The organism is Streptomyces sp. A18 (assembly GCF_059026065.1).
Genome location: NZ_JBWLKL010000003.1, coordinates 73,939 through 97,251, shown reverse-complemented (window position 1 = coordinate 97,251; position 23,313 = coordinate 73,939). Strand labels below are relative to the sequence as shown.

The following is a 23,313-nucleotide window of genomic DNA, read 5'->3' as shown; positions in this document are numbered from 1 at the left end:
AGGCAGAGGCCCGCACCCGCACCAAGCCGAAGGCTACAGACCGTACTTCGCCCGAGCTTCCTTCACCGCGGAAGCCGGCACCTCGCCGCGACGGGCAAGCTGCGCGAGCGCGGCCACGACGATCGACTCCGCGTCGATGCCGAAGTGGCGCCGTGCCGCGTCACGCGTGTCGGAGATGCCGAAGCCGTCCGCGCCGAGCGACGAGTAGTCCTGCTCGACCCACTGCGCGATCTGGTCCGGCACCTGCCGCATGTAGTCGGAGACCGCGAGCACGGGACCCTGCGCACCTTCGAGCGCGCTCCGCACGTACGGAGTCCGCTCCTCGCCGCGCAGGATCGCCTCGTCCGCCTCCAGGGCGTCACGGCGCAGCTCGGTCCAGGAGGTCGCGGACCACACGTCGGCGGCCACCCCCCACTCCTCGGCGAGCATCTTCTGGGCCGCGAGGGTCCAGTGGATGGCCGTGCCCGAACCGATCAGCTGGATGCGCGCGGCATTGGCGGCCGCCGAAAGACCGGCCGTCTCGGCGGTGTTGAAGCGGTACAGACCGCGCACGATGCCCTCGTCCACACCCGCGGGCTTCGCGGGCTGCGGCATCGGCTCGTTGTAGACGGTGAGGTAGTAGAAGACGTTCTGGTCCTCACCGGGGGCGGCCTCGCCGTACATGCGGCGCAGACCGTCCTTGACGATCGCCGCGACCTCGTAGGCGAACGCCGGGTCGTACGACATGGCGGCGGGGTTCGTCGCGGCGATCACCGGCGAGTGACCGTCCGCGTGCTGCAGACCCTCACCCGTCAGCGTCGTACGTCCTGCGGTGGCGCCGATGAGGAAGCCTCGGCCGAGCTGGTCGCCGAGCTGCCACATCTGGTCGGCGGTCCGCTGCCAGCCGAACATCGAGTAGAAGATGTAGAAGGGGATCATGGCTTCGCCGTGCGTCGCGTACGACGACGACGCGGCGATGAAGTCCGCCATGGACCCGGCCTCGGTGATCCCCTCGTTGAGGATCTGGCCGTCCTTGGCTTCCTTGTAGTACATCAGCTGGTCGCGGTCGACCGGGTCGTACGTCTGCCCCTTCGGCGAGTAGATGCCGAGCGACGGGAAGAGCGACTCCATGCCGAAGGTGCGCGCCTCGTCGGGGACGATCGGCACCCAGCGCTTGCCGGTCTCCTTGTCGCGGATCAGGTCCTTGACGAGGCGTACGAAGGCCATGGTCGTCGCGATCGACTGCGCGCCCGAGCCCTTGTCGAACGAGGCGAACGCCTTGTCGGCGGGGGCGGGCAGCGGCGCGAGCGGCTGCGTGCGGCGGGCCGGGGCCGGGCCGCCGAGCGCGGCACGGCGCTCCTGGAGGTAGCGCACCTCGGGGGCGTCAGCGCCCGGGTGGCCGTAGGGCACCTGGCCGTCGACGAACGCGCTGTCCGGGATCGGCAGCTCCAGAAGGTCGCGCATGTCCTTGAACTCGTCCACCGTGAGCTTCTTCATCTGGTGGTTGGCGTTCTTGGACTCGAAGCCCTTGCCGAGCGTGAAGCCCTTGACCGTCTGCGCGAGGATCACGGTCGGCGTGCCCTTGTGGGTCAGCGCCGCGCGGTAGGCCGCGTAGACCTTGCGGGCCTCGTGGCCGCCGCGCGAGAGGTGGAAGCACTCGCTGATCTTGTCGTCGCTGAGCAGCTTGCCCAGCTCGACGAGCGCGGGCTCGGAGCCGAAGAAGTGCTCGCGGATGTAGGCGGCGTCGCGCGTCGCATACGTCTGGAACTGCGCGTCCGGTACCTCGCGCAGGCGGCGTACGAGCGCGCCGTTCGTGTCGAGCTGGAACAGCTCGTCCCAGGCGTTGCCCCACAGGACCTTGATGACGTTCCAGCCGGCGCCGCGGAACTGGGCCTCCAGCTCCTGGACCACGCGGAAGTTGGCGCGGACCGGGCCGTCGAGGCGCTGCAGGTTGCAGTTGATGACGTACGTGAGGTTGTCGAGACCCTCACGCGCGGCGAGCGCGAGGGCTGCCGTCGACTCGGGCTCGTCCATCTCGCCGTCACCGAGGAACGCCCACACGTGCGAGGCGGAGACGTCCTTGATGTTGCGGTTGGTGAGGTAGCGGTTGAAGCGCGCCTGGTAGATCGCCGACAGCGGGCCGAGGCCCATGGAGACGGTCGGGAACTCCCACAGCCAGGGCAGACGGCGCGGGTGCGGGTAGGACGGCAGGCCGTCGCCGCCGGACTCGCGCCGGAAGTTGTCGAGCTGCGCCTCGTTCAGGCGGCCGTCGAGGAAGGCGCGGGCGTAGATGCCGGGGGAGGCGTGGCCCTGGATGTAGAGCTGGTCGCCGGAGCCGTCCCCCTCCTTGCCCTGGAAGAAGTGGTTGAAGCCGGTCTCGTACAGCCAGGCGGCGGAGGCGAAGGTGGCGATGTGGCCGCCGACGCCGTACTTGCTGCCCCGGGTCACCATCGCGGCCGCGTTCCAGCGGTTCCACGCGGCGATCCGCTGCTCCATCGCCTCGTCGCCCTCGATCGCCGGCTCGGCGGAGGTGGGGATGGTGTTGACGTAGTCGGTCTCAAGGAGCTTGGGCAGCGCCAGGCCCGCGCCCTCGGCGCGCTCCAGCGTGCGCCGCATCAGGTATGCGGCTCGGTGCGGCCCGGCCGCCTGGGTAACGGCGTCCAGGGAGGCCTGCCATTCGGCGGTCTCCTCGGGGTCGCGGTCCGGGAGCTGGTCGAGCTCGCTCGGCTGGATTGCGGAGGGGTCGGTCATGTCGCCGCCTTCCTGAGTCGGAGGGGGTCCCCTGTTCGGTAAGGGGTGGGGGTGCCCTAGGTCTTTGGCAGGACAGGGCGTGAGGCTCCTGTGAGAGCCCGTCGGAGACTGTAACTCCGTGATCGATGATCGATCAAAGGGTTGAAGGCGAAAACTCCTTCATATTCAGAAAGTAGGCATCCGGTGCCAATAAATCGGGCACGCGGTGCCTTCGATTGAAAGGATCAGCGCAGGTGAGAGCACGTATGAGCGGGTCGGCCACGGATGAGCGCAAGCCCGTGGACGAGCGTCAGGCACGCGGCGCGCAGCCCAGTACGTGGGCCTTCACCAGCTCCGCGATGGCGGGGTCCCGCCGCTGGAAGGCCGAGACCAGGGCCTCGTGCTCCTCCGCGTACGACTGCTGCACCGTGCCAAGCCAACGGATCGAGAGCGCGGTGAAGACCTCGATGCCCAGGCCCTCCCAGGTGTGCAGCAGAACGGAGTTGTTCGCGGCCCGCACCAACTCCCGGTGGAAACCGACCGTGTGGCGCACCTGAGCCGTGCCGTCGGAGGCCCGGTCCGCCTCGTACAGGGCGGCGACATGGGGTTCGAGCGCCGAGCAGTCCTCCGCCAGGCTCTCCGCCGCGAGTTCGGCGGCGATGGCCTCCAGGCCCGCACGGACGGGGTAGCTCTCCTCCAGGTCCGCCGCGGTCAAGTTCCGTACGCGTACGCCCTTGTTGGGCGCCGATTCGATGAGCCGCAGCGTCTCCAGCTCGCGCAGGGCCTCGCGCACGGGCGTCTGCGAGACCTCCAGCTCCACGGCGATCCGCCGCTCCACGATCCGTTCGCCCGGCTGCCAGCGCCCGCTGACGATCCCCTCCACGATGTGCTCGCGGATCTGTTCGCGCAGCGAGTGAACGACGGGCGCGGTCATGTGGGCTCCTCCGGCGGGGGCAGCGCCCCAGGGCGTGGTGACCCCTAGACAATACGGCGACGCCCCCGTCCGGAAACCTCCGAACGGGGGCGTACGCGCTGATGAGACGAGTCTTACAGCCCTGGGGGCCGCAGGACCAGCCGCAGGACTACAGGCCGAGCTCGACCTCGAACTCGCCGGCCTCCAGGATCGCCTTGACCGTGGTCAGGTAACGGGCGGCGTCCGCGCCGTCCACCAGACGGTGGTCGTAGGAGAGCGACAGGTACGTCATGTCACGGACGGCGATGGTCTCGCCGAGGTCCGGGTGGTTGATGACGACCGGGCGCTTGACCGTGGCTCCGATGCCGAGGATCGCGGCCTGGTTCGGCGGCACGATGACCGTGTCGAACAGGGCACCGCGCGAACCGGTGTTGGAGACCGTGAAGGTGGCGCCGGACATGTCGTCCGGGGTGAGGCCACCGCCACGGGCCTTGCCGGCCAGCTCGGCGGTCTTCTTGGAGATACCGGCGATGTTCAGGTCGCCCGCACCCTTGATGACCGGCGTCATCAGACCCTTCTCGGCGTCCACGGCGATGCCGATGTTCTCCGAGTCGAAGTACGTGATGGTGCCTTCGTCGTCGTTGATCCGGGCGTTGACGACCGGGTGGGCCTTCAGTGCCTGGGCGGCGGCCTTGACGAAGAACGGCATCGGGGAGAGCTTGACGCCCTCACGGGCCGCGAACGAGTCCTTCGCCTTGGCGCGCAGCTTCATCAGCTTCGTGATGTCGACCTCGACGACCGAGGTCAGCTGGGCCTGCGAGTGCAGCGCCTTCATCATGTTGTCGCCGATGACCTTGCGCATGCGGGTCATCTTGACCGTCTGACCGCGCAGCGGGGAGACCTCGAGGGCCGGGGCCTTCGAGGCGGCCTGGGCGGCGGCCGGAGCCGGGGCCGACTTCTTGGCCTCGGCGGCCGCGATGACGTCCTGCTTGCGGATGCGGCCACCGACGCCGGTGCCCTTGACGTCCGACAGGCTCACGCCGTGCTCGTTCGCGAGCTTGCGGACCAGCGGCGTGACGTACGCGCCGTCGTCGGCCGGAGAGGCCGGGGCGGCAGGCGCGGACGGAGCCGGAGCTGCGGGCTGGGCCGGGGCGGGCGCGGCCGGAGCAGCCGGAGCCGCGGGCTGGGCCGGAGCCGGGGCGGCAGCGGCGGGCGCGGCCGGGGCGGCAGGCTCGGGAGCCGGAGCCGCGGGGGCGGCCGGAGCCGGCTTCTCGGCGGCCGGAGCGGCCGGGGCAGCCGGAGCGGCGGCGGCCGGAGCGGCACCGGGAGCGCCGATGACGGCGAGCTTGGCGCCGACCTCAGCGGTCTCGTCCTCGCCCACGACGATCTCGAGCAGCACGCCCGCGGCCGGGGAGGGGATCTCGGTGTCGACCTTGTCCGTGGAGACCTCGAGCAGGGGCTCGTCCTCCGCGACCTCCTCGCCGACCTCCTTCAGCCAACGGGTGACGGTGCCCTCGGTGACCGACTCGCCCAGTGCGGGCAGCGTGACGTCGGTACCGGATGCGCCTCCGGCCGGGGCGGCCGGAGCGGCAGGCGCCTCGGCGGCGGGGGCCGGAGCCGCGGGGGCCTCGGCGGCCGGGGCAGCAGGAGCCTCGGCCTGGGCGGGCTCGGCGGCCGGGGCGGCCGAGCCACCCGCGTCGCCCGAGCCGTCGTCGATGACGGCAAGCTCGGCGCCGACCTCGACGGTCTCGTCCTCGGCGACCTTGATGGACGCCAGGATGCCTGCGGCGGGGGAGGGGATCTCGGTGTCGACCTTGTCGGTCGAGACCTCGAGCAGCGGCTCGTCGGCCTCGACGCGCTCGCCCTCGGCCTTCAGCCAACGGGTGACAGTGCCCTCGGTGACGCTCTCGCCGAGCGCCGGAAGGGATACGGAAACCGCCATGGTTTCAGTTGCTCCTTACGAATTGCGGAAGTCTGTGGTCGTCGCGCCCGTGTGACTGAAGGATCAGTCGTGGGAGTGCAGCGGCTTGCCCGCGAGGGCCAGGTGGGCCTCGCCCATCGCCTCGTTCTGCGTCGGGTGGGCGTGGATGAGCTGGGCGACCTCGGCCGGCAGCGCTTCCCAGTTGTAGATCAGCTGGGCTTCGCCGACCTGCTCGCCCATGCGGTCGCCGACCATGTGGACGCCGACCACGGCACCGTCCTTGACCTGGACGAGCTTGATCTCGCCCGCGGTCTTGAGGATCTTGCTCTTGCCGTTGCCCGCCAGGCTGTACTTGAGGGCGACGACCTTGTCCGCGCCGTAGATCTCCTTGGCCTTGGCCTCGGTGATGCCCACGGAGGCGACCTCGGGGTGGCAGTACGTCACCTTCGGCACGCCGTCGTAGTCGACCGGGACGGTCTTGAGACCGGCCAGGCGCTCCGCGACCAGGATGCCCTCGGCGAAGCCGACGTGCGCGAGCTGGAGCGTCGGCACCAGGTCGCCCACGGCCGAGATGGTCGGGACGTTGGTCTGCATGTACTCGTCGACCAGGACATAGCCGCGGTCCATCGCGACGCCCTGCTCCTCGTAGCCGAGACCGGCGGAGACCGGGCCGCGGCCGATGGCGACCAGGAGCACCTCGGCGTCGAAGGTCTTGCCGTCGGCGAGGGTCACGCGGACGCCGTCCTGCGTGTACTCGGCCTTCTCGAAGAAGGTGCCGAGGTTGAACTTGATGCCGCGCTTGCGGAACGCGCGCTCAAGAAGCTTCGAGGAGTTCTCGTCCTCGACCGGCACGAGGTGCTTGAGGCCCTCGACGACCGTGACCTCGGAACCGAAGGACTTCCACGCCGAGGCGAACTCGACGCCGATGACGCCGCCGCCCAGGATGATCGCGGACTTCGGCACGCGGTCCATGACCAGGGCGTGGTCCGAGGAGATGATGCGGTTGCCGTCGATCTCAAGGCCCGGCAGCGACTTCGGCACGGAGCCGGTCGCGAGCAGCACGTGGCGGCCCTGGACACGCTGTCCGTTCACGTCCACGGAGGTGGGCGACGAAAGCTTGCCCTCGCCCTCGATGTACGTCACCTTGCGCGAGGCGATGAGTCCCTGCAGGCCCTTGTAGAGCCCGGAGATCACGTCGTCCTTGTACTTGTGGACGGCCGCCATGTCGATGCCCTCGAAGGTGGCCTTCACGCCGAACTGGTCGGCTTCGCGTGCCTGGTCGGCGATCTCGCCGGCGTGCAGCAGCGCCTTCGTCGGGATGCAGCCGTTGTGCAGGCAGGTGCCGCCGACCTTGCCCTTCTCGATCAGGGCGACGTCCAGGCCCAGCTGCGACGCGCGCAGTGCCGCGGCGTAACCGCCGCTACCGCCGCCGAGGATCACTAGGTCGAAAACGGTGCTGGCGTCGTTCGCCACGTCACGTCCTCCATGCATGTGCGCCGTACGCCGGACCCCTTTTTCTCGGGGGACGACCGGTCTGTCGGCTGGTATCGGCCGCTCTTGTTTCGGCCCTGTGGTGGGGGCCCTGTCCTGCCGAGAACCCATCTTCGCACTTGTCGGCGAGAGGTGGGACGGCGGGCCGGGCTGTGAGACGTCTGATTCGCCACGTCCGGGGGTTACCCAGGCGTATGAACGTACGGATTTCGTTGAGGGCGAAATCAGACATGTGCAGACCGGGGCCCGGACATCTGGACGTCCGGGCCCCGGCCTGCGTACGAAGATCGAGCGGTCAGCCGAGGTCGCCCGCGGCCGTGCGCTCGGCGAGGCGGATCAGGGTGCGGACCGCGGTGCCGGTGCCGCCCTTGGGCGTGTAGCCGAACGGACCGCCCTCGTTGAAGGCCGGGCCCGCGATGTCCAGGTGCGCCCAGGTGATGCCCTCGCCGACGAACTCCTGGAGGAAGAGACCGGCCACCAGACCGCCGCCCATGCGCTCGCCCATGTTGGCGATGTCGGCGGTGGGGGAGTCCATGCCCTTCTTCAGGTGCTCGGGCAGCGGCATCGGCCACGAGGGCTCGCCCGCCTCCTCCGAGGCGTCGTGGATCGCGGCGCGGAACGCGTCGTCGTTGGCCATGATGCCGAAGGTGCGGCTGCCGAGCGCCATCATCATCGCGCCGGTCAGCGTGGCCACGTCGACGATCGCGTCGGGCCCGTCCTCGGACGCCTTGGCGATCGCGTCGGCCAGGACCAGACGGCCCTCGGCGTCCGTGTTGAGCACCTCGACGGTCTTGCCGCTGTACATGCGCAGGACGTCGCCGGGGCGGGTGGCCGAGCCGGACGGCATGTTCTCGGCGAGCGCAAGCCAGCCGGTGACGTTCACTTCGAGACCCAGGCGCGCGGCGGAGACGACGGCCGCGAAGACGGCGGCGGCACCGGCCATGTCGCACTTCATCGTCTCGTTGTGACCGGCGGGCTTCAGCGAGATGCCGCCCGAGTCGTACGTGATGCCCTTGCCGACGAAGGCGAGGTGCTTCTTCGCCTTGGACGACGTGTACGAGAGCTTGACCAGGCGCGGCGGGGCGTCGGAGCCGACGCCGACGCCCAGGATGCCGCCGAAGCCGCCCTTGGCGAGCGCCTTCTCGTCCAGGATCTGGACCTTGATGCCGTGCTCCTTGGCGGCCGCGGCGGCGACCGCGGCGAAGGCCTCGGGGTTCAGGTCGTTCGGCGGCGTGTTGATGAGGTCGCGGGCGCGGTTGAGCTCCTCGGACACGGCGGTGGCACGCTCGACGGCCGCCTTGTACGCCTTGTCGCGGGGCTTGGCGCCGAGCAGGGCGATCTCGGCGAGCGGACCCTTGGCGTCCTTGCCGGTCTTGCCCTTGGCGGAACCGTTCTCCTTGTACGCGTCGAAGGAGTACGCGCCGAGCAGCGCGCCTTCGGCGATCGCGCCGGTGTCCTCGGCGTCCTCGGCGGGCAGCGCGAACGCGGCCTTCTTCGAGCCGGTCAGGGCGCGCGCGGCGGTACCGGCGGCGCGGCGCAGGGCATCCGTGCCGTACGTCTCGTCCTTCTCCGGCACCGTGCCGAGGCCGACCGCGAGGACGACCGGAGCCTTGAAGCCGGAGGGGGCGGGCAGCTTGGTCACCTCGCCCTCGCCGCCCGTGGCGCCGAGGGTCTCCAGGACGGACGCGAGCTTGCCGTCGTAGGCCTTGTCCACGGTCTCGGCGCCGGGCGCGACAACCGGCCCCTTGGCGCCCTTGGCGACGCCGACGACGATCGCGTCGGCACGCAGACCGGACGCGGCGGCGGTGCTGAGAGTCAGAGCAGTCACGGTGGTGAATTCTCGCTTCCGTTGAGTTCCTTGGCCGATGGGGGTGGGTCGACCCGCCCGGCGCCAGCCTAGAACGGGCCGGAAAGGCACCGAACATGAGCCTACGCGCGTTGCGCCCATTCGATCGTGTCGGAGGAGATTCATCCGTTCGTGGCGCCGCGTTTATGTTTCAACGCCGCGTGTGGCAGTGCGGTTCAGCCGAGGGCCAGGACGATCAAGGCGGCGGTGGCGGCGGTCTCGGCGAGCGCGCCGAACACGTCCCCGGTGATGCCTCCGAAGCGGCGTACGCAGTGCCGCAGGAGCAGTTCGGCCGCGCAGACCGCCAGGACGACGGCGGCGGCGTTACGCATGGGTTCGTACGTCCCGAACGGCGCGGCGGCGAGCGCGGCCACGGCGGCGACGAGCGCCGCCGCGAGCAGAGCGGCACCCTTGGGAACCGTCCCCGCCACCGCCGCCCCGAGCCCCTCGGGTCGGGCCGGGGGGATGCCCTTGCGGGCGGCCAGAGTGAGGGCGAGGCGGGCAGCGGTCGCGGAGACGACCGCGGCGAGGGCGCCCCGGGTCCAGGAGGCTTCGTAGAGCTGGAAGAGGACGGCCACTTGGGCGAGCAGGGTGAAGAGCAGCGTGATGACACCGAAGGGCCCGACGTCGGATTGCTTCATGATGCGCAGTGCCTGCTCGGCGGGTTTCGCGCTGCCGAGTCCGTCGGCGGTGTCGGCGAGGCCGTCGAGATGGAGGCCGCGGGTGAGCGTCGCCGGTACGGCGGCGGTGGCCACGGCTGCCAGGAGCGGCCCCGCCCCGAGGGCCATGAGCACTCCGCCGAGCGCGGCGGCGCAGAGCCCGACCACCAGCCCGGCCAGGGGGGCGCAGAGCATCCCGGCGCGGGCGGCGTCACGGTCCCATTTCGTGACGTGGACCGGGAGCGCGGTGAGGGTGCCGAAGGCGAAACGGAGGCCATCGGCGGGGGAGGTTCGGGGCACCGCGGAAGAGTAGCCGGTAGCTGCGGCCCGGCCCGAACAGACCTCTCCCACACCCCCGCCCGCCCGTCACCCCGCAGCGACCAGCGAATCGCTGCAGTCGGCACGGCCCCGCCCCCACAGACGGACCAGCCCGGCACCGCAGCACCCGCGGACGGCAACGCCCCGCTCCCACAGACGGCAACGCCCCGCACCCCAAGACGCACCAGAGCCGCACCCAGGTGCGGCCCCGCTGTCCCCGGCCGAGGATGGGCCCATGGCGGATTGGTGGGCGAGGAACATCGTGGAGCCGGGAAAGCTCCCGCTCCTCCTCGCCCTGCTCGCCTTCGTCGGCACCTTCATCGTCACGCGGACCATCACCCGCCTCATCCGCGCGGGAAAGGGCCCCTTCCGGAACATCAGCTCGGGCGACGTCCACATCCACCACGTGGTGCCCGGCATCTTCCTCATGCTCGTAGGGGGGTTCTGGGCGGTCGCGGCCGGCAGGCACAGCCTCGCCTCGATGTTCGCCGCGGTCTTCTTCGGCATCGGCGCCGGTCTCGTACTCGACGAGTTCGCGCTGATCCTCTACCTCGACGACGTCTACTGGGGCGAGCAGGGCCGCAAGAGCGTCGAGGTCGTGATGCTGACCGCCGCCCTGGTGGTGCTCATCCTCACCGGGTTCACCCCGTTCGGCGTGGACGACCTGACGCCCGAGGAGCGGAGCAACCGCGCGGGCTTCGCGCTGAACATCGCCATCAACTGCTGCTTCGCCCTGATCGCCCTGGCCAAGGGCAAGCTGCGGACGGCCCTGATCGGCCTGGTGGTCCCGCTGGTCGCGCTGGTGGGCGCGATCCGCCTCGCCCGCCCGGGGTCGGCCTGGGCCAGGCGCTTCTACCGCAACCGGCATCGCGCCCGCGCCAGAGCGGGCCTGCGTGCCTTCCACCACGACCGCCGCTGGGCGGGCCCGCGCCGCAAGGTTCAGGACTGGATCGGCGGCAAGCCCGACCCGGAACTGGAACGCTCCCGCCGCTGACGCCGCTGAAGCACCTCCGAGCAGGCGCACAGCACCAACACCGCCGCGATCGCCGCCAGATGCTCCTTGCCCGCGAGGTTGTTCTTGACGACCACCTCGACGACCATCACGGCGATCACGAGCCCCGCCGTGAACCGCGCCCGGAAGCGCCAGCCCACGTAGACCGCGAGCCCGACCACCGCGGCGGAAGGACCGGTGTCGACGACCCGCGCGTCGGAGGCGGGGAGCCCCAGCGGGCTGCCCGGCCCCAACTCGATGCCCACGCGCGCGTAGAGCGTGCCCGCGAGGGTGGCCGCGTAGCCGATGACGAGCGTGCGCCACCAGCCGAGACAGATCTCCGCGATGCCGAAGACCAGCAGGATCTGCGCGAGCGCGCCCCAGACGGGCAGGTCGAGCGCGGGTACGAAGAGCGAGAGCGGGGTGCGCAGCAGGGCGAGCCAGAGCGGGTCATCGGCCCGTACGGAGCCAATGTTCTGCACGAACTGATAGCCCCAGGGCTGGTTCTGCACGTACTGGAAGAGGGCGGTGAGGCAGACGGCGGCCAGCGTCATGGGCGCCGCCCGCCACCGCCGCTCGGCGATGCCGCCCCGCACCGTGGCGTACAGCGGCCCCCATTCGGTACGCGCCAGACGGGTCAGACGGCCCGTGGCCGCCGCAGGGGAACTCATCTTCGGGACTCCAAGTGCTTGCGGTGCAGCCGCCCCCAAGTTCTCGCCTTCGCTCGAACAGGGGGGACCCCCACCGGCAGGCCCGGCGCCTCAAGGAAGCCCTCCGCGCGGGCCGACGCGATGCCGATGCGCGGCAGGTCGCCGCTCTTCTCGAAGAGAAGGAAGCGGGGCTCCCAGATCGGGCGGTACTTCGCGTTGGCGCGGTACAGCGACTCGATCTGCCACCACCGGGAGAAGAAGGTGAGCAGCGAGCGCCACAGCCGCAGGACCGGGCCCGCGCCGAGCCGTGAGCCACGCTCGAAGACCGACCTGAACATCGCGAAGTTCAGCGAGACCTGAGTGATCTTGATCTCGGTGGCGCGCTGGAGCAGTTCGATGACCATGAACTCCATCAGGCCGTTCTCGGAGTCGCGGTCACGCCGCATCAGATCGAGGGAGAGGCCGTTCGGCCCCCACGGCACGAAGGAGAGCACCGCTCTCAACTCCCCGTCGCCATCCCTGCATTCGAGCATCACGCACCGCCCGTCCGCGGGATCGCCGAGCCGCCCGAGAGCCATGGAGAAGCCGCGCTCGGTGGCCCCGTCGCGCCAGTCGTCGGCCCGCTCCAGGAGGTGGGCCATCTCGTCGGCGGGGATGTCCTCGTGGCGGCGGATCCGCACCTCGTACCCGGCCCGCTTGACCCGGTTGTAGGCCTGACGGACCGTCCGCATGGCCCGCCCCTCCAGGGTGAACTCCCCTGTCTCGACGATGGCTTCGTCGCCCAGTTCAAGCGCGTCGAGTCCGTGCCGGGCGTAGATCGTGCCCGCCTCCTCGCTCGCGCCCATCACGGCGGGGATCCAGCCGTGCTCGCGGGCGTCGGCGAGCCAGGGTTCGATGGCGCCCGGCCAGGCCTCCGGATCCCCGATCGGATCACCGGAGGCCAGCGAGACGCCCCCGACCACCCGGTAGACGACCGCCGCCTTGGCGCTCGGTGACCACACGGCGCTCTTCTCGCGGCGCAGCGCGAAGTAGCCGAGCGAGTCGCGTTCGCCGTACCGGTCGAGCAGTTCGCGCAGCCTGCGCTCGTCGTCCTCGCTGAGCGGGTCGACCGCCTTGCGCGAGCGGAACGCGGCGTACAGGACGGCCAGGAGGAGCAGCGTGCTGAGCACGTTGATGCCGACGTTGACCCAGCCCGGCGTGGCGATGCCCTCGAACCGCGTGTCGTCGGCGGCCAGCGAGACCAGGCGCATCGTGCCGTAGCGCCAGCGGTCCAGGAAGGTCGAACGGTAGTCGTCGTGCGCGCGGTTGGTGACGGTGACCAGGAGCGCCGCGATCAGCGAGGTCACCAGGAGCCCGCCGACGGCGACGGCCGCGGCGAGCTTCGGATTGGAGCGGTCGCCCTTGGCATAGAACTCCCGCCGCCCGACGATCAGCGAGGCGACGAACGCGGCGGTCAGGGCGAGCGAGATCCAGTTCTGCGCGTACCGGCGGATCTCCGGGAAGACCATCGCGAACGCGAAGAGGAGCAGAAAGAGCCCACTGAGTACGAGGTTGAGAATCCAGGCGGCGCGCTTTCGGCGGCGCATCGTGATCGCGAGGAACAGCGTGAACGCACCGGACGCGAAGCCCGCGGTGAGCAGGTACGGCGTGAAGTAGTTCTCGGTGTTGTGCCGACGCAGATCCTGCCCGAGGGAGACCCAGACCGCGCTCAGGAAGTTGATGAAGGTGACGGCGCGGAGGTACCAGACACTGAAGGCCGCGGCGAGACGCTGACGGCGCCCGGCTGCAGATTGTTCATCTCCCATGAAAAGGGATCATATGGGGCATGCCGGGCCACCTGAGGCTGTGACCAGCCGCGCCGCCTACTCCGCTTCGGGATCCGGGGTCCCCGCCTCGGCCTTGGGATCGGCCTCGTCCTCGGCCTTGTCCTCCCCCTCCGGCTCCGGCTCCGGCTTCCGCTCGGGCAGCTCCGCCGAGAGCGCCGCCGCGGCCCGCACCAGCGGCAGTGCCAGGAGCGCACCCACGCCCTCGCCCACCTGCACGCCCTGTTCGAGCACGGGATCGAGAGCCATCCGGTCCAGGGCCTTCGCCTGCGCGGGCTCACCGCTGTTGTGCCCCGCGAGCCACCAGTCAGGCGCCCGGAAGGCGACCCGCTGGGCCACGAGGGCCGCCGCTGTCGCCACGACCCCGTCCAGGATGACCGGCGTACGCCGCACCGCGCACTGCAGCAGGAACCCGGTCATGGCGGCGATGTCCGCACCGCCCACCGTCGCGAGCAGCTCCAGCTGATCCCCGAGGACGGGCCGCGCCCGCCGCAGCGAATCCCGGACCGCCGCGCACTTGCGCATCCACGCGAGATCGTCGATCGGCGAGCCGCCACGCCCGGTCACCACGGACGCGTCGGTCCCGCACAGCGCGGCGACCAGCGTCGCCGCCGGCGTCGTCCCGCCGACGCTGACATCGCCGAGTACGACCAGGTCGGTGCCGGAGTCCGCCTCCTCGTCGGCGACGGCCATCCCGGCCCGTACCGCGGCCTCGGCCTCTTCGGCCGACAGCGCGTCCTCGACGTCCACGCGTCCCGATCCGCGCCGCACCCGGTGCCCCGCCACTTCGGCGGGCAGCTCGGCCGGGTCGCAGTCCAGAGCCATGTCGACGACACGCACGGGCACGTCGAGGCGGCGTGCGAGGACGGCGACCGGGCTCGCGCCACTGAGCACGGCGCGGACGAGTTCGGCCGCGCTGCCCGCGGGCCGCGCGGACACATCGAGTCCGGCGACCCCGTGGTCGCCCGCGAAGAGGATCACGCGCGGTCGCTCGATCGGCTTCACCGGCACCGATGACTGCGCCGCGGACAGCCACTCGGCCAGCTCGTCCAGGCGGCCGAGCGCACCGGGCGGCACGCTCTGCCGTGCCCTGCGCTCCTCGGCGTCGCGGCGCACCCCGCCGTCGGGCCGCTCGATCAGGTCGGTGAAGTCGTCGAGATTCAGCGAACTCATTCGCCGAACAGTACCGGCAGGGCCCCACCCCGGTTCGAACGGCCCGGCAGCAGGCGTTCCCGCGCGAGCGGGGTCACGGAACGGGCCGCCTCCACGGTGTCGTTGCGCCGGTGCCGATGATCACTTACGTACCGTTTGGAGCGGTTTGTCGCATCACTCGTCCCTGCATCACCAGCAATGCCAAGCACCACCCGCGCCGCCCGACCAAGGAGCCCGTCACGCCCATGGACGCCGCCCAGGCCGCCGCCGCCCAGGCCGAGAAGATCTTCGCCGTCCCGCGCGCCACCCGCCGCCACCGGGCGCGGGCCCGCGCGATGGGCCGGTTCATCGAGCCCGAGAGCTGGCTGGACATCGACACCGGGCACGGGCACTTCCCCGCCGCCGCCCAGCACGTGCACCCGTACACCGCCTTCGACGGCCTCGACCTCACCGAGCGCGTCGAGGAGGGCCGCAGGGCAGGACGAGTGGAGGAGGCGCACCGCGGACTCCTCGCCGACCTGGCGCCGAAGCTCGCCGGGCGCTACGACGCGCTGAGCATGTTCCACTACCTGGAGCGCAGCGCCGACCCGCGCATCGAACTCATCGCCGCCCGCACGGTGTTGCGGCCTGGCGGCCATCTGATGATCGAGGTCCCCGTCCCTGACAGCCGGTACGCCAGGCTCCTCGGCAAGGGGTGGCTCCGGGCCGAGCCCCACCACCGCATCCCGCTCAGCGCGCTCCGCGGCGAACTGGAGAGCCTCGGCTACACCGTCGTGGCCACCGACCTGCGCGAACCGCACATCCCCCTCGACCTGGCCGCGGGCCTGGCCGTCGCGCTCCGCCGCGTCCGCGCAGCCGCCCGCGTCGCCGCCCCGCTGCTGGCCGCGGCGGCACTGGCCGACCGGGTCCTAGCCCCCTTGATCAGCCGCACCCGGTTCTCCAACGCCTACCGGGTCATCGCCCGCCGGAACCCGACGACGTGATGACCCGACGACGTGACGGGTGGGGTCAGCCCCGCAGCGTGAGCGCCTGGCCCGCCACGACGAGCAGCACGTGCTCGCACTCCGCCCCGAACGCCGCGTTCAGACGGCCCAGTTCGTCGCGGTAGCGGCGGCCGGACGCGGTCGCCGGCACGATGCCGGAGCCGACCTCGTTCGAGACGGCGACGACCGTCCGCCGGGTCGCGCGCACCGCGTCCGTGAGCTCGGCGACCCGCTTGCGCAGCGCGCGCTCGCCCCCGCCCGCCCACTCGGCGTCGTCCCACGCGTTCACCTCGTCCATGGCGTACGTCAGCCACAGCGACAGGCAGTCGATGAGCAGCGGAGGCCCGCTTTCCGCGAGCAGCGGCACGAGGTCGCAGGTCTCGGTGGTGCTCCACGACCCGGGCCGCCGCTCACGGTGGGCGCTCACCCGGTCCGCCCACTCGGAGTCGCCGTTCCTTGTCCCGCCCGTGGCCACGTAAAGCACCTCGGGGAAGGACTCGAGGCGCCGCTCGGCCTCCACCGACTTCCCCGATCTGGCGCCGCCCAGGACGAGCGTGCGGCGCGGCACGTCCGGTACGTCCTCATAGGCGCCGACCACCAGCGTTGTCCCGTCCGGCACGGCCCGCGCACCGGCGGCGGCCAGCCTGCGGGCCAGCTCCGCGCCCGGCGGCACCTCGTGGCCCAGATGGACGGCGACGACATCCGTGGTCGGCCCGATCGCCCCCGCCGCCCGCAGCCGGGCGAGCCCGTCGGGGCGCCCGATGACATCGGCGAGGACCATCTCGTACGCGGGATGCCCGTTCGGCACCCCGGAGGGCGCACCCTCGGGCGGCAGATACAACAGCCGCTCCCCGTCGGGGCCCACCACCTCGTACCCCGTGCCCGGATGGTCCATCGCCACCGCCCGCACCCGGTGCCCGGTGAGCAGCGCGAGCTCCCGCCCGTCGGGCACCCGGCCCGGCTGCGGAAGGCCGGCCGGTACCTCCACCGACGGGCCGTCGTGCGGATGGGAGAGCAGGACCTGGCGTACGCCGCCGAGTGAGTGCCCGGAGCGGGCGGCCGCGAAGGCGGCGCCAGGGGTGAGGTCGAGCAGCAGGACGCCGTCCACGAGCAGGGCCGTCGCGGCGCGTGCGGCGCCGCCGAGCGCGGTCGCACAGGCCGCGCAGGGGCAGCCGGGGCGGGGCAGGCCTTCGGGGTCGCCGGTGCCGAGCAGAGTCAGTTCCACGGGAAGATCCTCCCGCGTCGCCGCGAGCGGCGCTCGCCCGGCTAGGCCCAGCGGATTCGACGGAGCACGCCCCGGCCTTCAGGCGGGGGCGTTAGGATCACCGACATGCGTCGCGAGAACCAAGCGCGCACGAGCAGCAAGAGCTGTTGGTCGCTGACCCGCAGCCGACGTGAGCCAGGAATCCCCCTGCTGCGGCCGGGGGAGGGTTCAAACAGCTGTCGGACCATCGTCGGGAGGCTCGCATGGCGGCATGGACGTGGCGGTTCGAGAAGGCGGACGGGACCGAGGTCCAGCCCGCTCTGACGCCGGAAGAGTTCACGACCCAGGGGGACGCGGAGTCCTGGGTCGGCGAGTACTGGAAAGAGCTCGCCGAGGGCGGCGCCGACCAGGTGTCGCTCTTCGAGGACGCGAACAAGATCTATGGGCCGATGAGCCTGCACGCGCAGGACGCGGCGCAGGACTGAGCGAAGCCTGGACGCGAGGAGGTGGCCGCAGCTGCGGCCACCCCCTCGCGGCGTCCGGTGCCTACATCTCGCCCAGCGTGACGTCGGCGGTCTTGTCGGCGCCGTCCCGTACGTACGTCACCTGCGCCTTGTCGCCCGGCTTCTCCCCGGCGAGCGCCTCGGAGAGCGAGGTGATCGTGGTGATCTCGGCATCGCCCAGCTTGGTGATGATGTCGCCGGCCTTGATGCCCGCCTTGGCCGCGGCTCCGTCGTTCCGCGCCTCGACGACGGCGACGCCCGCGGGCTTGTAGTCGTTGCCGAGGACCGTGCGTCCCGTGATGCCGAGGGCGGCCCGGCCCGAGTCGGTGACCTTGCCGTCCTCGACGATCTGGTCGGCGATGGTCTTCACCATCGAGGACGGGATCGCGAATCCGATGCCGGGCGCCGCGCTGTCGCCCATCTGCGGGTCGGTCGCGGCGAGCGTCGGAATGCCGATGACCTCGCTGTCGAGGGTGACCAGGGCGCCGCCGCTGTTGCCCGGGTTGATCGCGGCCGACGTCTGCACCATGTTCCCGATGGTGGCCCCCGTGGCGCCGTCCGAGCGGCCCTCGCTGACGGTCCGGCCGGTCGCCGAGATGATGCCCTGCGTGACGCTGGACGACAGACCGAGCGGCGAACCCATGGCGAGCACGATCTGCCCGACCTCGGCCTTCGTGGAGTCGGCGAACTTCGCGGCCTTGAGCCCGCTCGGCGGGTTGTCGATCTTGATGACGGCGAGGTCCTGCTCGGGGTAGGAGGCCACGAGCTTCGCGGTGAGCGCCTGCTCGCGGGTGGCCGTCGTGACCTTGAAGGTGCGTTCCTTGCCCACGACATGGGCGTTGGTGACGACGTGGCCCTTGTTGTCGTAGACGACGCCGGAGCCGAGGCTCTCGGAGGCGTCGATCTGGACCACCGAAGGCAGGACGTCCTTGATCACCTGCTGGTAGGCGCCCTCCAGGTCGCTCTCCGCCATGGGAGCGGCCTGAGTGGTGGACTCACCGGAGTCCCCGGAACCGGTTCCGGAGCAGCCGCTCACGAGAAGCCCGGAGGCGACGACAACGGCGGCGGTGACGGTACGGATACGCGAGACAGTCATGCCCCGAGTGTCCCGTTCGTCCCCGTACGTCGCCCTGGATGCGGGGCAATCGGGTGGGTGCGAGGGAAGCATCCGCCGCGAAGCGGCGGCTCAGTCAGTCCCGCACACCGCAGACGTGCAACAGAGCCGCGACCCGGCGATACGGGTCGGTCCGCCCCGCCCGCTCCTCGGCGGCGAGCAACGCCGCCAACTCCGCTTCCTCCGGCGGCCGAGCCTCGTCCGACGCGCCATCGGTGAAGACCCGCACGCCATACCAGGCGTGCAACGGCGCCGCGATCCCCGCCAGCGAGGCGGACACCGCACCGAGCCGGTCGGCCCGCGCCTCCAGGCCGAGCCGATTGCGGTACACGGTGGAGTCGAAGGCGGCCATCGCCCCCGCCCAGTCCCCGGCGAGCCCCGGCCGCATGGCAAGCGCGTCGGCGTTGCGCACGAGCAGGGAGAGCAGCCCTCCGTGGGCGAGCATCCGGGCCAGGCCCGCCAGCAGCGCGTCCGGCTCCTCGACGTACATCAGGACGCCGTGACACAGCACGACGTCGAAGCTGCCCGGCAGGAAATGCACCCCGGTCTCGCGCCCGTCGCCCTCGACGATGCGCACCCGCCCCCGGATGCCCTCGGGCTCGGCGGCGAGCGACGCACGTGCCGCGGCCACCATCGCCGGATCCTGCTCGACGCCGGTCACCTTGTGCCCGGCACGGGCGAGCCGCAGCGCCTGCGTGCCCTGGCCCATGCCCACGTCGAGCACCCGGAGCCGCTGCCCCACGGGGAAGCGTCCGGCTATCTGCTCGTCGAGCTGCCGGGTCACCAGCTCCTGGCGTACGGCATTGCGCAGGCCGCCCAGCTTCTCCAGCCACGCGGCGGCCCCGCCGGCGAAACCGCTCAGGGCCGCTCTCCGCGCTTGACCTGCGGCTTCGGAAGGCGCAGCCGGCGCATCTGGAGCGTACGCATCAGGGCGTACGCGACGGCGCCCTTCTTGCTCTCGCTCGGGAAACGCTCGTTCAGGCGCTTCTTCAGGCGGACCGCCGTCGTCACCGAGTCCACGATGATCAGGACGATCACGAAGAGCCAGAGCAGCAGCGCGATGTTCTGCAGCTGCGGGATCCGGACCATGCTCAGTACGAGGATGATCACGGCCAGCGGCAGGAAGAACTCGGCGATGCAGAACCGCGAGTCGACGAAGTCGCGCGCGAACTTGCGCACGGGGCCCTTGTCGCGCGCGGGCAGATAGCGCTCGTCACCGCTGGCGAGCGCCTGGCGCTGCTTGTCCATCTGGACGCGGCGTTCATTGCGCTGCCGCTTCGCCGCCTCCTTGCGCGTCACAGGCGTGTTGGCCACGCTGCGGCGCTGGGTCTGGGCCTCACTGCGCTTGGGCGTGGGGCGGCCCTTGGGGGCCTCGGGGTCACGGGGCTGCTGGGAGTCGGTCACCGGGGCCTTGCTCGCCGGGGCCTTCTCGTCCTTGGATCGGCTACGGAACACAAAACCCAAGGGTACGGGGTGCGGACGCATGGACCCCCGCCCGACGGGGAACGATCCGGCAACACCGGGCGTCTTGATTGTGTGGCTAAGGGGACGTTCCGTGTGGTTTACAAGCGGTTTTCGGGCGGTTCCCGGGGGTGCACCTACTCCCTACGCCTGAGCCCGGCCGGACACAGTCGTCCTTGGGGATGAGCGCATCCGCACGCGAACAGTGCGGTAATGGATGCAGGGCCCGTACTGTGGGTTCTGAGCAGTACCTGGAGCTGGAAGTCCGTCAGAAGGGGGCGCGCGAAGCCCATGAGCGGTGTCATGAAGCGTATGGGGATGATCTTCCGCGCGAAGGCGAACAAGGCCCTTGACCGGGCCGAGGACCCGCGCGAAACCCTCGATTACTCGTACCAGAAGCAGCTCGAGCTGCTTCAGAAGGTGCGCCGCGGTGTCGCCGACGTGGCGACCTCGCGCAAGCGCCTCGAGCTGCAGCTGAGCCAGCTCCAGAAGCAGTCCTCCACCCTTGAGGACCAGGGCCGCAAGGCCCTTGCCCTGGGCCGCGAGGACCTGGCCCGCGAGGCGCTGTCGCGCCGTGCGGCGCTGCAGCAGCAGGTGACCGACCTGGAGACGCAGCACCAGACGCTCCAGGGCGAGGAGGAGAAGCTCACCCTCGCGGCGCAGCGCCTCCAGGCCAAGGTCGACGCCTTCCGCACGAAGAAGGAGACGATCAAGGCCACGTACACCGCCGCCCAGGCGCAGACCCGGATCGGCGAGGCCTTCTCCGGCATCTCCGAGGAGATGGGCGACGTCGGCATGGCGATCCAGCGCGCCGAGGACAAGACCGCGCAGCTCCAGGCGCGGGCCGGCGCGATCGACGAGCTCCTGGCTTCCGGTGCTCTCGACGACTCCTCCGGGCTCGCCAAGGACGACATCCAGTCCGAGCTGGATCGGCTCTCCGGTGGTACTGATGTAGAGCTGGAACTGCAGCGGATGAAGGCGGAACTGGCGGGTGGCTCGTCGGCGTCGCCGAAGCAGGCCATCGAGCCGGGCCAGGGCCAGCCCCAGGCCAAGGAGCCGCAGGACACTCCGCGCTTCGACAAGCAGTAGTAGAAAGCCTTACGCAGCACACCGCTCACGTCCGAGGAGGGCGACATGATCGTACGGATCATGGGGGAGGGGCAGGTGAAGCTGGCCGACAGCCACTTCACCGAACTGAACAAGCTGGACGACGAGTTGCTCGCGGAGATGGAGAGCGGCGACGAGTCCGGCTTCCGCAGGACGCTGGGCGCGTTGCTGGACAAGGTCCGGGAGCTGGGTACCCCTCTCCCGGACGACGCCCTCGAACCCTCCGAGCTGATCCTCCCGGGCCCGGACGCGACCCTGGACGAGGTCCGGGAGATGCTGAGCGACGACGGCCTGATTCCCGGCTAGATGCGGGGTAAATCGGGTGGGTGGGCGGGAAAGACCCGGCGCGGAGCGCCGGGCCAGGACGCCCAGGGAGACGGAGCTCAGCCAGAACAATGGGCATCGCCCCGCAGGGGCGGCCCGTCAGACCGGTCCCAGCAGCCCGCAGGGCCCCGTACCGTCTAAGGCGTGACCACTCTCGTGCGAGGCCGCTGTTGGGCCAAGGCGCATCCCCTGGCTGTGGACGCCGCCCTCGCGGCAGCCGTCCTCGTGTGCATGGTCATCGGTTCCTTCGTCGAGCCGTACGGCCATGACGGCGGCCCCTCCTGGGGCACCCGCACCCCCGGCTCGCTCAGCCTCGTCCTGATGCTGCTCAGCGCCACCGCGCTGGTCTTCCGCCGCCGCGCCCCCTGGATCGTGCTCGCGGCGACCTGCGCCGCCTCCGTCGTCGACCTGGTCACCGGAGAGTTCCGCGGCGCCGTCGTCATGAGTGCGGTCGTCGCCCTCTACACCGTCGCCGCCACCACCGACCGCTCCACCACCTGGCGCGTCGGCGTGGTCACCATCACCGGGCTCACCGGAGTGGCCATGCTGGTGGGCCCGCTGCCCTGGTACGCCCAGGAGAACCTCGGCATCTTCGCCTGGACCGGCATGGCCGCGGCCGCGGGCGACGCCGTCCGCAGCCGCCGCGCCTTCGTGGACGCCATACGCGAGCGCGCCGAACGCGCGGAACGCACCCGCGAGGAGGAGGCTCGGCGCCGCGTCGCCGAGGAGCGGCTGCGTATCGCCCGCGATCTGCACGACGTGGTCGCCCACCACATCGCCCTGGTCAATGTGCAGGCGGGCGTGGCCGCGCACGTCATGGACAAGCGGCCCGACCAGGCCAAGGAAGCCCTCTCCCACGTACGCGACGCAAGCCGCTCCGCGCTCAACGAACTGCGCGCCACCGTCGGCCTGTTGCGGCAGACCGGCGACCCCGAGGCGCCCACCGAACCCGCGCCGGGCCTGGCCCGTCTCGACGACCTCGTCGACACCTTCCGGCACGCGGGGCTCCCGGTGGAGGTCGCCGTCGGCGACAACGCGACGGACCTGCCCGCAGGGGTCGACCTGGCCGCCTACCGCATCATCCAAGAGGCCCTCACGAACGTGCAGAAGCACGCGGGGGCGGGCGCCAAGGCCGAGGTCAGCGTCATCCGCGTAGGGCCGAACGCCGAGGTCACGATCCTGGACGACGGCGGGGGCGAGAAGAAGGAGCAGAGCCAGGAGACCGACGGCGGCGGGCACGGCCTCCTCGGCATGCGCGAGCGCGTCAGCGCACTGGGCGGCCGCTGCACCGCCGGACCCCGCTACGGCGGCGGATTCCGCGTCCATGCGATCCTGCCCGTCACGGCAAAGCCGGTCAGCCCGGCAGAGGGAGGGACCGCGTGACGATCCGGGTGCTGCTCGCCGACGATCAGGCACTGCTGCGCAGCGCGTTCAAGGTGCTGGTGGACTCCGAGCCGGACATGGAGGTCGTCGCCGAGGCGTCGGACGGCGCCGAGGCCGTCGAACTCGCCAAGGACCGGGCCGCGGACGTCGTCCTGATGGACATCCGCATGCCGGGCACGGACGGTCTCGCCGCCACCCGGATGATCAGCGCCGACCCCGCCCTGGCCCACGTACGCGTGGTCATGCTGACCACCTTCGAGGTCGACGAGTACGTGGTGCAGTCGCTGCGCGCCGGGGCCTCCGGCTTCCTCGGGAAGGGCGCGGAGCCGGACGAACTGCTCGGCGCGATCCGGATCGCGGCCGCCGGCGACGCCCTGCTCTCCCCGGTGGCGACGAAGGGTCTCATCGCCAAGTTCCTCGCGCAGGGCGACAGTTCGGACGGTGACGGCGGGGTGCGCGGCGAGCGGCTCGACGCGCTCACCGGGCGCGAGCGCGAGGTCCTCGTCCAGGTCGCGGGCGGGCACTCGAACGACGAGATCGCCGAGCGGCTCGAGGTCAGCCCGCTCACCGTGAAGACCCATGTGAACCGCGCGATGGCGAAGCTCGGCGCCCGTGACCGGGCACAACTCGTCGTCATCGCCTACGAATCGGGCCTGGTACGTCCAAGGGTGGAGTGAGCGCGGACGCGATGTACTGCGCCCGCAGTATGCGCCGCATAAGAACGGGTCCTCGGAGTGACGAATCCTGCCCTGGACATGGCA

20 protein-coding genes are annotated in these 23,313 nt (G+C 71.1%); 7 read left to right on the top strand and 13 right to left on the bottom strand.

The features are described 5' to 3' along the window. Positions 1–33: 33 nt before the first annotated feature. The 6 genes from aceE to AC5P1C_RS06065 all read right to left on the bottom strand — a co-directional run bounded on the left by aceE (position 34) and on the right by AC5P1C_RS06065 (position 9,839). Positions 34–2,730 (bottom strand): pyruvate dehydrogenase (acetyl-transferring), homodimeric type, encoded by a 2,697-nt coding sequence (gene aceE, locus AC5P1C_RS06090; protein ID WP_493864617.1) that lies wholly within the window; start codon positions 2,728–2,730, stop codon positions 34–36. A 289-nt stretch (positions 2,731–3,019) separates the two neighbouring features. Continuing rightward, entirely contained in the window at positions 3,020–3,643 is a 624-nt protein-coding gene (locus AC5P1C_RS06085; protein WP_493864616.1) for a GntR family transcriptional regulator, read from the bottom strand. Between the two features lie 148 nt (positions 3,644–3,791). Beyond that, the gene (sucB, locus tag AC5P1C_RS06080; RefSeq protein WP_493864615.1) at positions 3,792–5,564 is read right to left on the bottom strand and encodes a 2-oxoglutarate dehydrogenase, E2 component, dihydrolipoamide succinyltransferase; all 1,773 of its coding nucleotides are present in this window, start codon (positions 5,562–5,564) and stop codon (positions 3,792–3,794) included. Between the two features lie 63 nt (positions 5,565–5,627). Beyond that, complete coding sequence (gene lpdA, locus AC5P1C_RS06075; protein WP_493864614.1) at positions 5,628–7,016, bottom strand: dihydrolipoyl dehydrogenase; 1,389 nt, start codon at positions 7,014–7,016, stop codon at positions 5,628–5,630. 313 nt (positions 7,017–7,329) lie between these two features. After that, positions 7,330–8,862, bottom strand: coding sequence for a leucyl aminopeptidase (locus tag AC5P1C_RS06070; protein WP_493864613.1), 1,533 nt, complete (start codon positions 8,860–8,862; stop codon positions 7,330–7,332). A 194-nt stretch (positions 8,863–9,056) separates the two neighbouring features. After that, positions 9,057–9,839, bottom strand: coding sequence for an adenosylcobinamide-GDP ribazoletransferase (locus tag AC5P1C_RS06065; protein WP_493864612.1), 783 nt, complete (start codon positions 9,837–9,839; stop codon positions 9,057–9,059). Between the two features lie 253 nt (positions 9,840–10,092). Between AC5P1C_RS06065 and AC5P1C_RS06060 the strand changes: the two genes are divergently transcribed. Then, positions 10,093–10,851 carry a hypothetical protein gene (locus tag AC5P1C_RS06060; protein ID WP_493864611.1) on the top strand — a complete coding sequence of 253 codons (759 nt, stop codon included), beginning with the start codon at positions 10,093–10,095 and terminating at the stop codon, positions 10,849–10,851. Here the strand turns inward: AC5P1C_RS06060 and AC5P1C_RS06055 are convergent. Genes AC5P1C_RS06055 through cobT form a run of 3 tightly spaced genes read right to left on the bottom strand, consistent with a single transcriptional unit; the run spans position 10,797 to position 14,494 of the window. Continuing rightward, the gene (locus AC5P1C_RS06055) at positions 10,797–11,519 is read right to left on the bottom strand and encodes a hypothetical protein (RefSeq protein ID WP_493864610.1); all 723 of its coding nucleotides are present in this window, start codon (positions 11,517–11,519) and stop codon (positions 10,797–10,799) included. The genes AC5P1C_RS06060 and AC5P1C_RS06055 overlap by 55 nt on opposite strands. After that, positions 11,516–13,303, bottom strand: coding sequence for a phosphatidylglycerol lysyltransferase domain-containing protein (locus AC5P1C_RS06050; RefSeq protein ID WP_493864609.1), 1,788 nt, complete (start codon positions 13,301–13,303; stop codon positions 11,516–11,518). Before AC5P1C_RS06050 ends, AC5P1C_RS06055 begins: the two co-directional genes overlap by 4 nt. Positions 13,304–13,360: 57 nt before the next feature. After that, positions 13,361–14,494, bottom strand: coding sequence for a nicotinate-nucleotide--dimethylbenzimidazole phosphoribosyltransferase (cobT, locus tag AC5P1C_RS06045; protein ID WP_493864608.1), 1,134 nt, complete (start codon positions 14,492–14,494; stop codon positions 13,361–13,363). Between the two features lie 224 nt (positions 14,495–14,718). Between cobT and AC5P1C_RS06040 the strand changes: the two genes are divergently transcribed. Continuing rightward, positions 14,719–15,456, top strand: a complete 738-nt coding sequence (locus AC5P1C_RS06040) for a class I SAM-dependent methyltransferase (protein WP_493864607.1) — start codon at positions 14,719–14,721, stop codon at positions 15,454–15,456. Between the two features lie 25 nt (positions 15,457–15,481). Here the strand turns inward: AC5P1C_RS06040 and AC5P1C_RS06035 are convergent, their stop codons facing one another. Then, a complete protein-coding gene (locus tag AC5P1C_RS06035) occupies positions 15,482–16,681 on the bottom strand; it encodes a bifunctional adenosylcobinamide kinase/adenosylcobinamide-phosphate guanylyltransferase (RefSeq protein ID WP_493864606.1) in 1,200 nt (399 codons plus the stop codon). A 242-nt stretch (positions 16,682–16,923) separates the two neighbouring features. Between AC5P1C_RS06035 and AC5P1C_RS06030 the strand changes: the two genes are divergently transcribed. After that, positions 16,924–17,145: a hypothetical protein gene (locus AC5P1C_RS06030; protein WP_493864605.1), complete on the top strand. Its 222-nt coding sequence runs from the start codon at positions 16,924–16,926 to the stop codon at positions 17,143–17,145. Positions 17,146–17,206: 61 nt separating this feature from the next. On the opposite strand, the gene AC5P1C_RS06025 is transcribed toward AC5P1C_RS06030, so the two are convergent. The 3 genes from AC5P1C_RS06025 to AC5P1C_RS06015 all read right to left on the bottom strand — a co-directional run bounded on the left by AC5P1C_RS06025 (position 17,207) and on the right by AC5P1C_RS06015 (position 19,762). After that, complete coding sequence (locus AC5P1C_RS06025) at positions 17,207–18,259, bottom strand: S1C family serine protease (protein ID WP_493864604.1); 1,053 nt, start codon at positions 18,257–18,259, stop codon at positions 17,207–17,209. A 94-nt stretch (positions 18,260–18,353) separates the two neighbouring features. Beyond that, complete coding sequence (locus tag AC5P1C_RS06020) at positions 18,354–19,061, bottom strand: class I SAM-dependent methyltransferase (protein WP_493864603.1); 708 nt, start codon at positions 19,059–19,061, stop codon at positions 18,354–18,356. Positions 19,062–19,135: 74 nt separating this feature from the next. Continuing rightward, entirely contained in the window at positions 19,136–19,762 is a 627-nt protein-coding gene (locus AC5P1C_RS06015; RefSeq protein ID WP_493864602.1) for a DUF3043 domain-containing protein, read from the bottom strand. 267 nt (positions 19,763–20,029) lie between these two features. Here AC5P1C_RS06015 and AC5P1C_RS06010 point away from each other — a divergent pair, with 267 nt between their 5' ends. From AC5P1C_RS06010 to AC5P1C_RS05995, 4 genes are all read left to right on the top strand, one after another. Further along, entirely contained in the window at positions 20,030–20,827 is a 798-nt protein-coding gene (locus tag AC5P1C_RS06010) for a PspA/IM30 family protein (protein WP_493864601.1), read from the top strand. A gap of 45 nt (positions 20,828–20,872) precedes the next feature. Next, a complete protein-coding gene (gene pspAA, locus AC5P1C_RS06005) occupies positions 20,873–21,151 on the top strand; it encodes a PspA-associated protein PspAA (RefSeq protein WP_389909779.1) in 279 nt (92 codons plus the stop codon). A gap of 162 nt (positions 21,152–21,313) precedes the next feature. Next, positions 21,314–22,552 (top strand): sensor histidine kinase, encoded by a 1,239-nt coding sequence (locus AC5P1C_RS06000; protein WP_493864600.1) that lies wholly within the window; start codon positions 21,314–21,316, stop codon positions 22,550–22,552. Then, the gene (locus AC5P1C_RS05995; protein ID WP_493864599.1) at positions 22,549–23,229 is read left to right on the top strand and encodes a response regulator; all 681 of its coding nucleotides are present in this window, start codon (positions 22,549–22,551) and stop codon (positions 23,227–23,229) included. Before AC5P1C_RS06000 ends, AC5P1C_RS05995 begins: the two co-directional genes overlap by 4 nt. Positions 23,230–23,313: the final 84 nt, after the last annotated feature.

Excerpts from the sequence above, each read along its gene's own strand:
- sucB (WP_493864615.1), bottom strand. The coding sequence starts at position 5,564 with ATGGCGGTTTCCGTATCCCTTCCGGCGCTCGGCGAGAGCGTCACCGAG.
- cobT (WP_493864608.1), bottom strand. The coding sequence starts at position 14,494 with ATGAGTTCGCTGAATCTCGACGACTTCACCGACCTGATCGAGCGGCCC.
- AC5P1C_RS06040 (WP_493864607.1), top strand. The coding sequence starts at position 14,719 with ATGGACGCCGCCCAGGCCGCCGCCGCCCAGGCCGAGAAGATCTTCGCC.
- AC5P1C_RS06010 (WP_493864601.1), top strand. The coding sequence starts at position 20,030 with ATGAGCGGTGTCATGAAGCGTATGGGGATGATCTTCCGCGCGAAGGCG.
- aceE (WP_493864617.1), bottom strand. The coding sequence starts at position 2,730 with ATGACCGACCCCTCCGCAATCCAGCCGAGCGAGCTCGACCAGCTCCCG.
- AC5P1C_RS06050 (WP_493864609.1), bottom strand. The coding sequence starts at position 13,303 with ATGGGAGATGAACAATCTGCAGCCGGGCGCCGTCAGCGTCTCGCCGCG.
- AC5P1C_RS06055 (WP_493864610.1), bottom strand. The coding sequence starts at position 11,519 with ATGAGTTCCCCTGCGGCGGCCACGGGCCGTCTGACCCGTCTGGCGCGT.
- pspAA (WP_389909779.1), top strand. The coding sequence starts at position 20,873 with ATGATCGTACGGATCATGGGGGAGGGGCAGGTGAAGCTGGCCGACAGC.
- AC5P1C_RS06025 (WP_493864604.1), bottom strand. The coding sequence starts at position 18,259 with ATGACTGTCTCGCGTATCCGTACCGTCACCGCCGCCGTTGTCGTCGCC.
- AC5P1C_RS06060 (WP_493864611.1), top strand. The coding sequence starts at position 10,093 with ATGGCGGATTGGTGGGCGAGGAACATCGTGGAGCCGGGAAAGCTCCCG.
- AC5P1C_RS06015 (WP_493864602.1), bottom strand. The coding sequence starts at position 19,762 with ATGCGTCCGCACCCCGTACCCTTGGGTTTTGTGTTCCGTAGCCGATCC.
- AC5P1C_RS06085 (WP_493864616.1), bottom strand. The coding sequence starts at position 3,643 with ATGACCGCGCCCGTCGTTCACTCGCTGCGCGAACAGATCCGCGAGCAC.
- AC5P1C_RS06030 (WP_493864605.1), top strand. The coding sequence starts at position 16,924 with ATGGCGGCATGGACGTGGCGGTTCGAGAAGGCGGACGGGACCGAGGTC.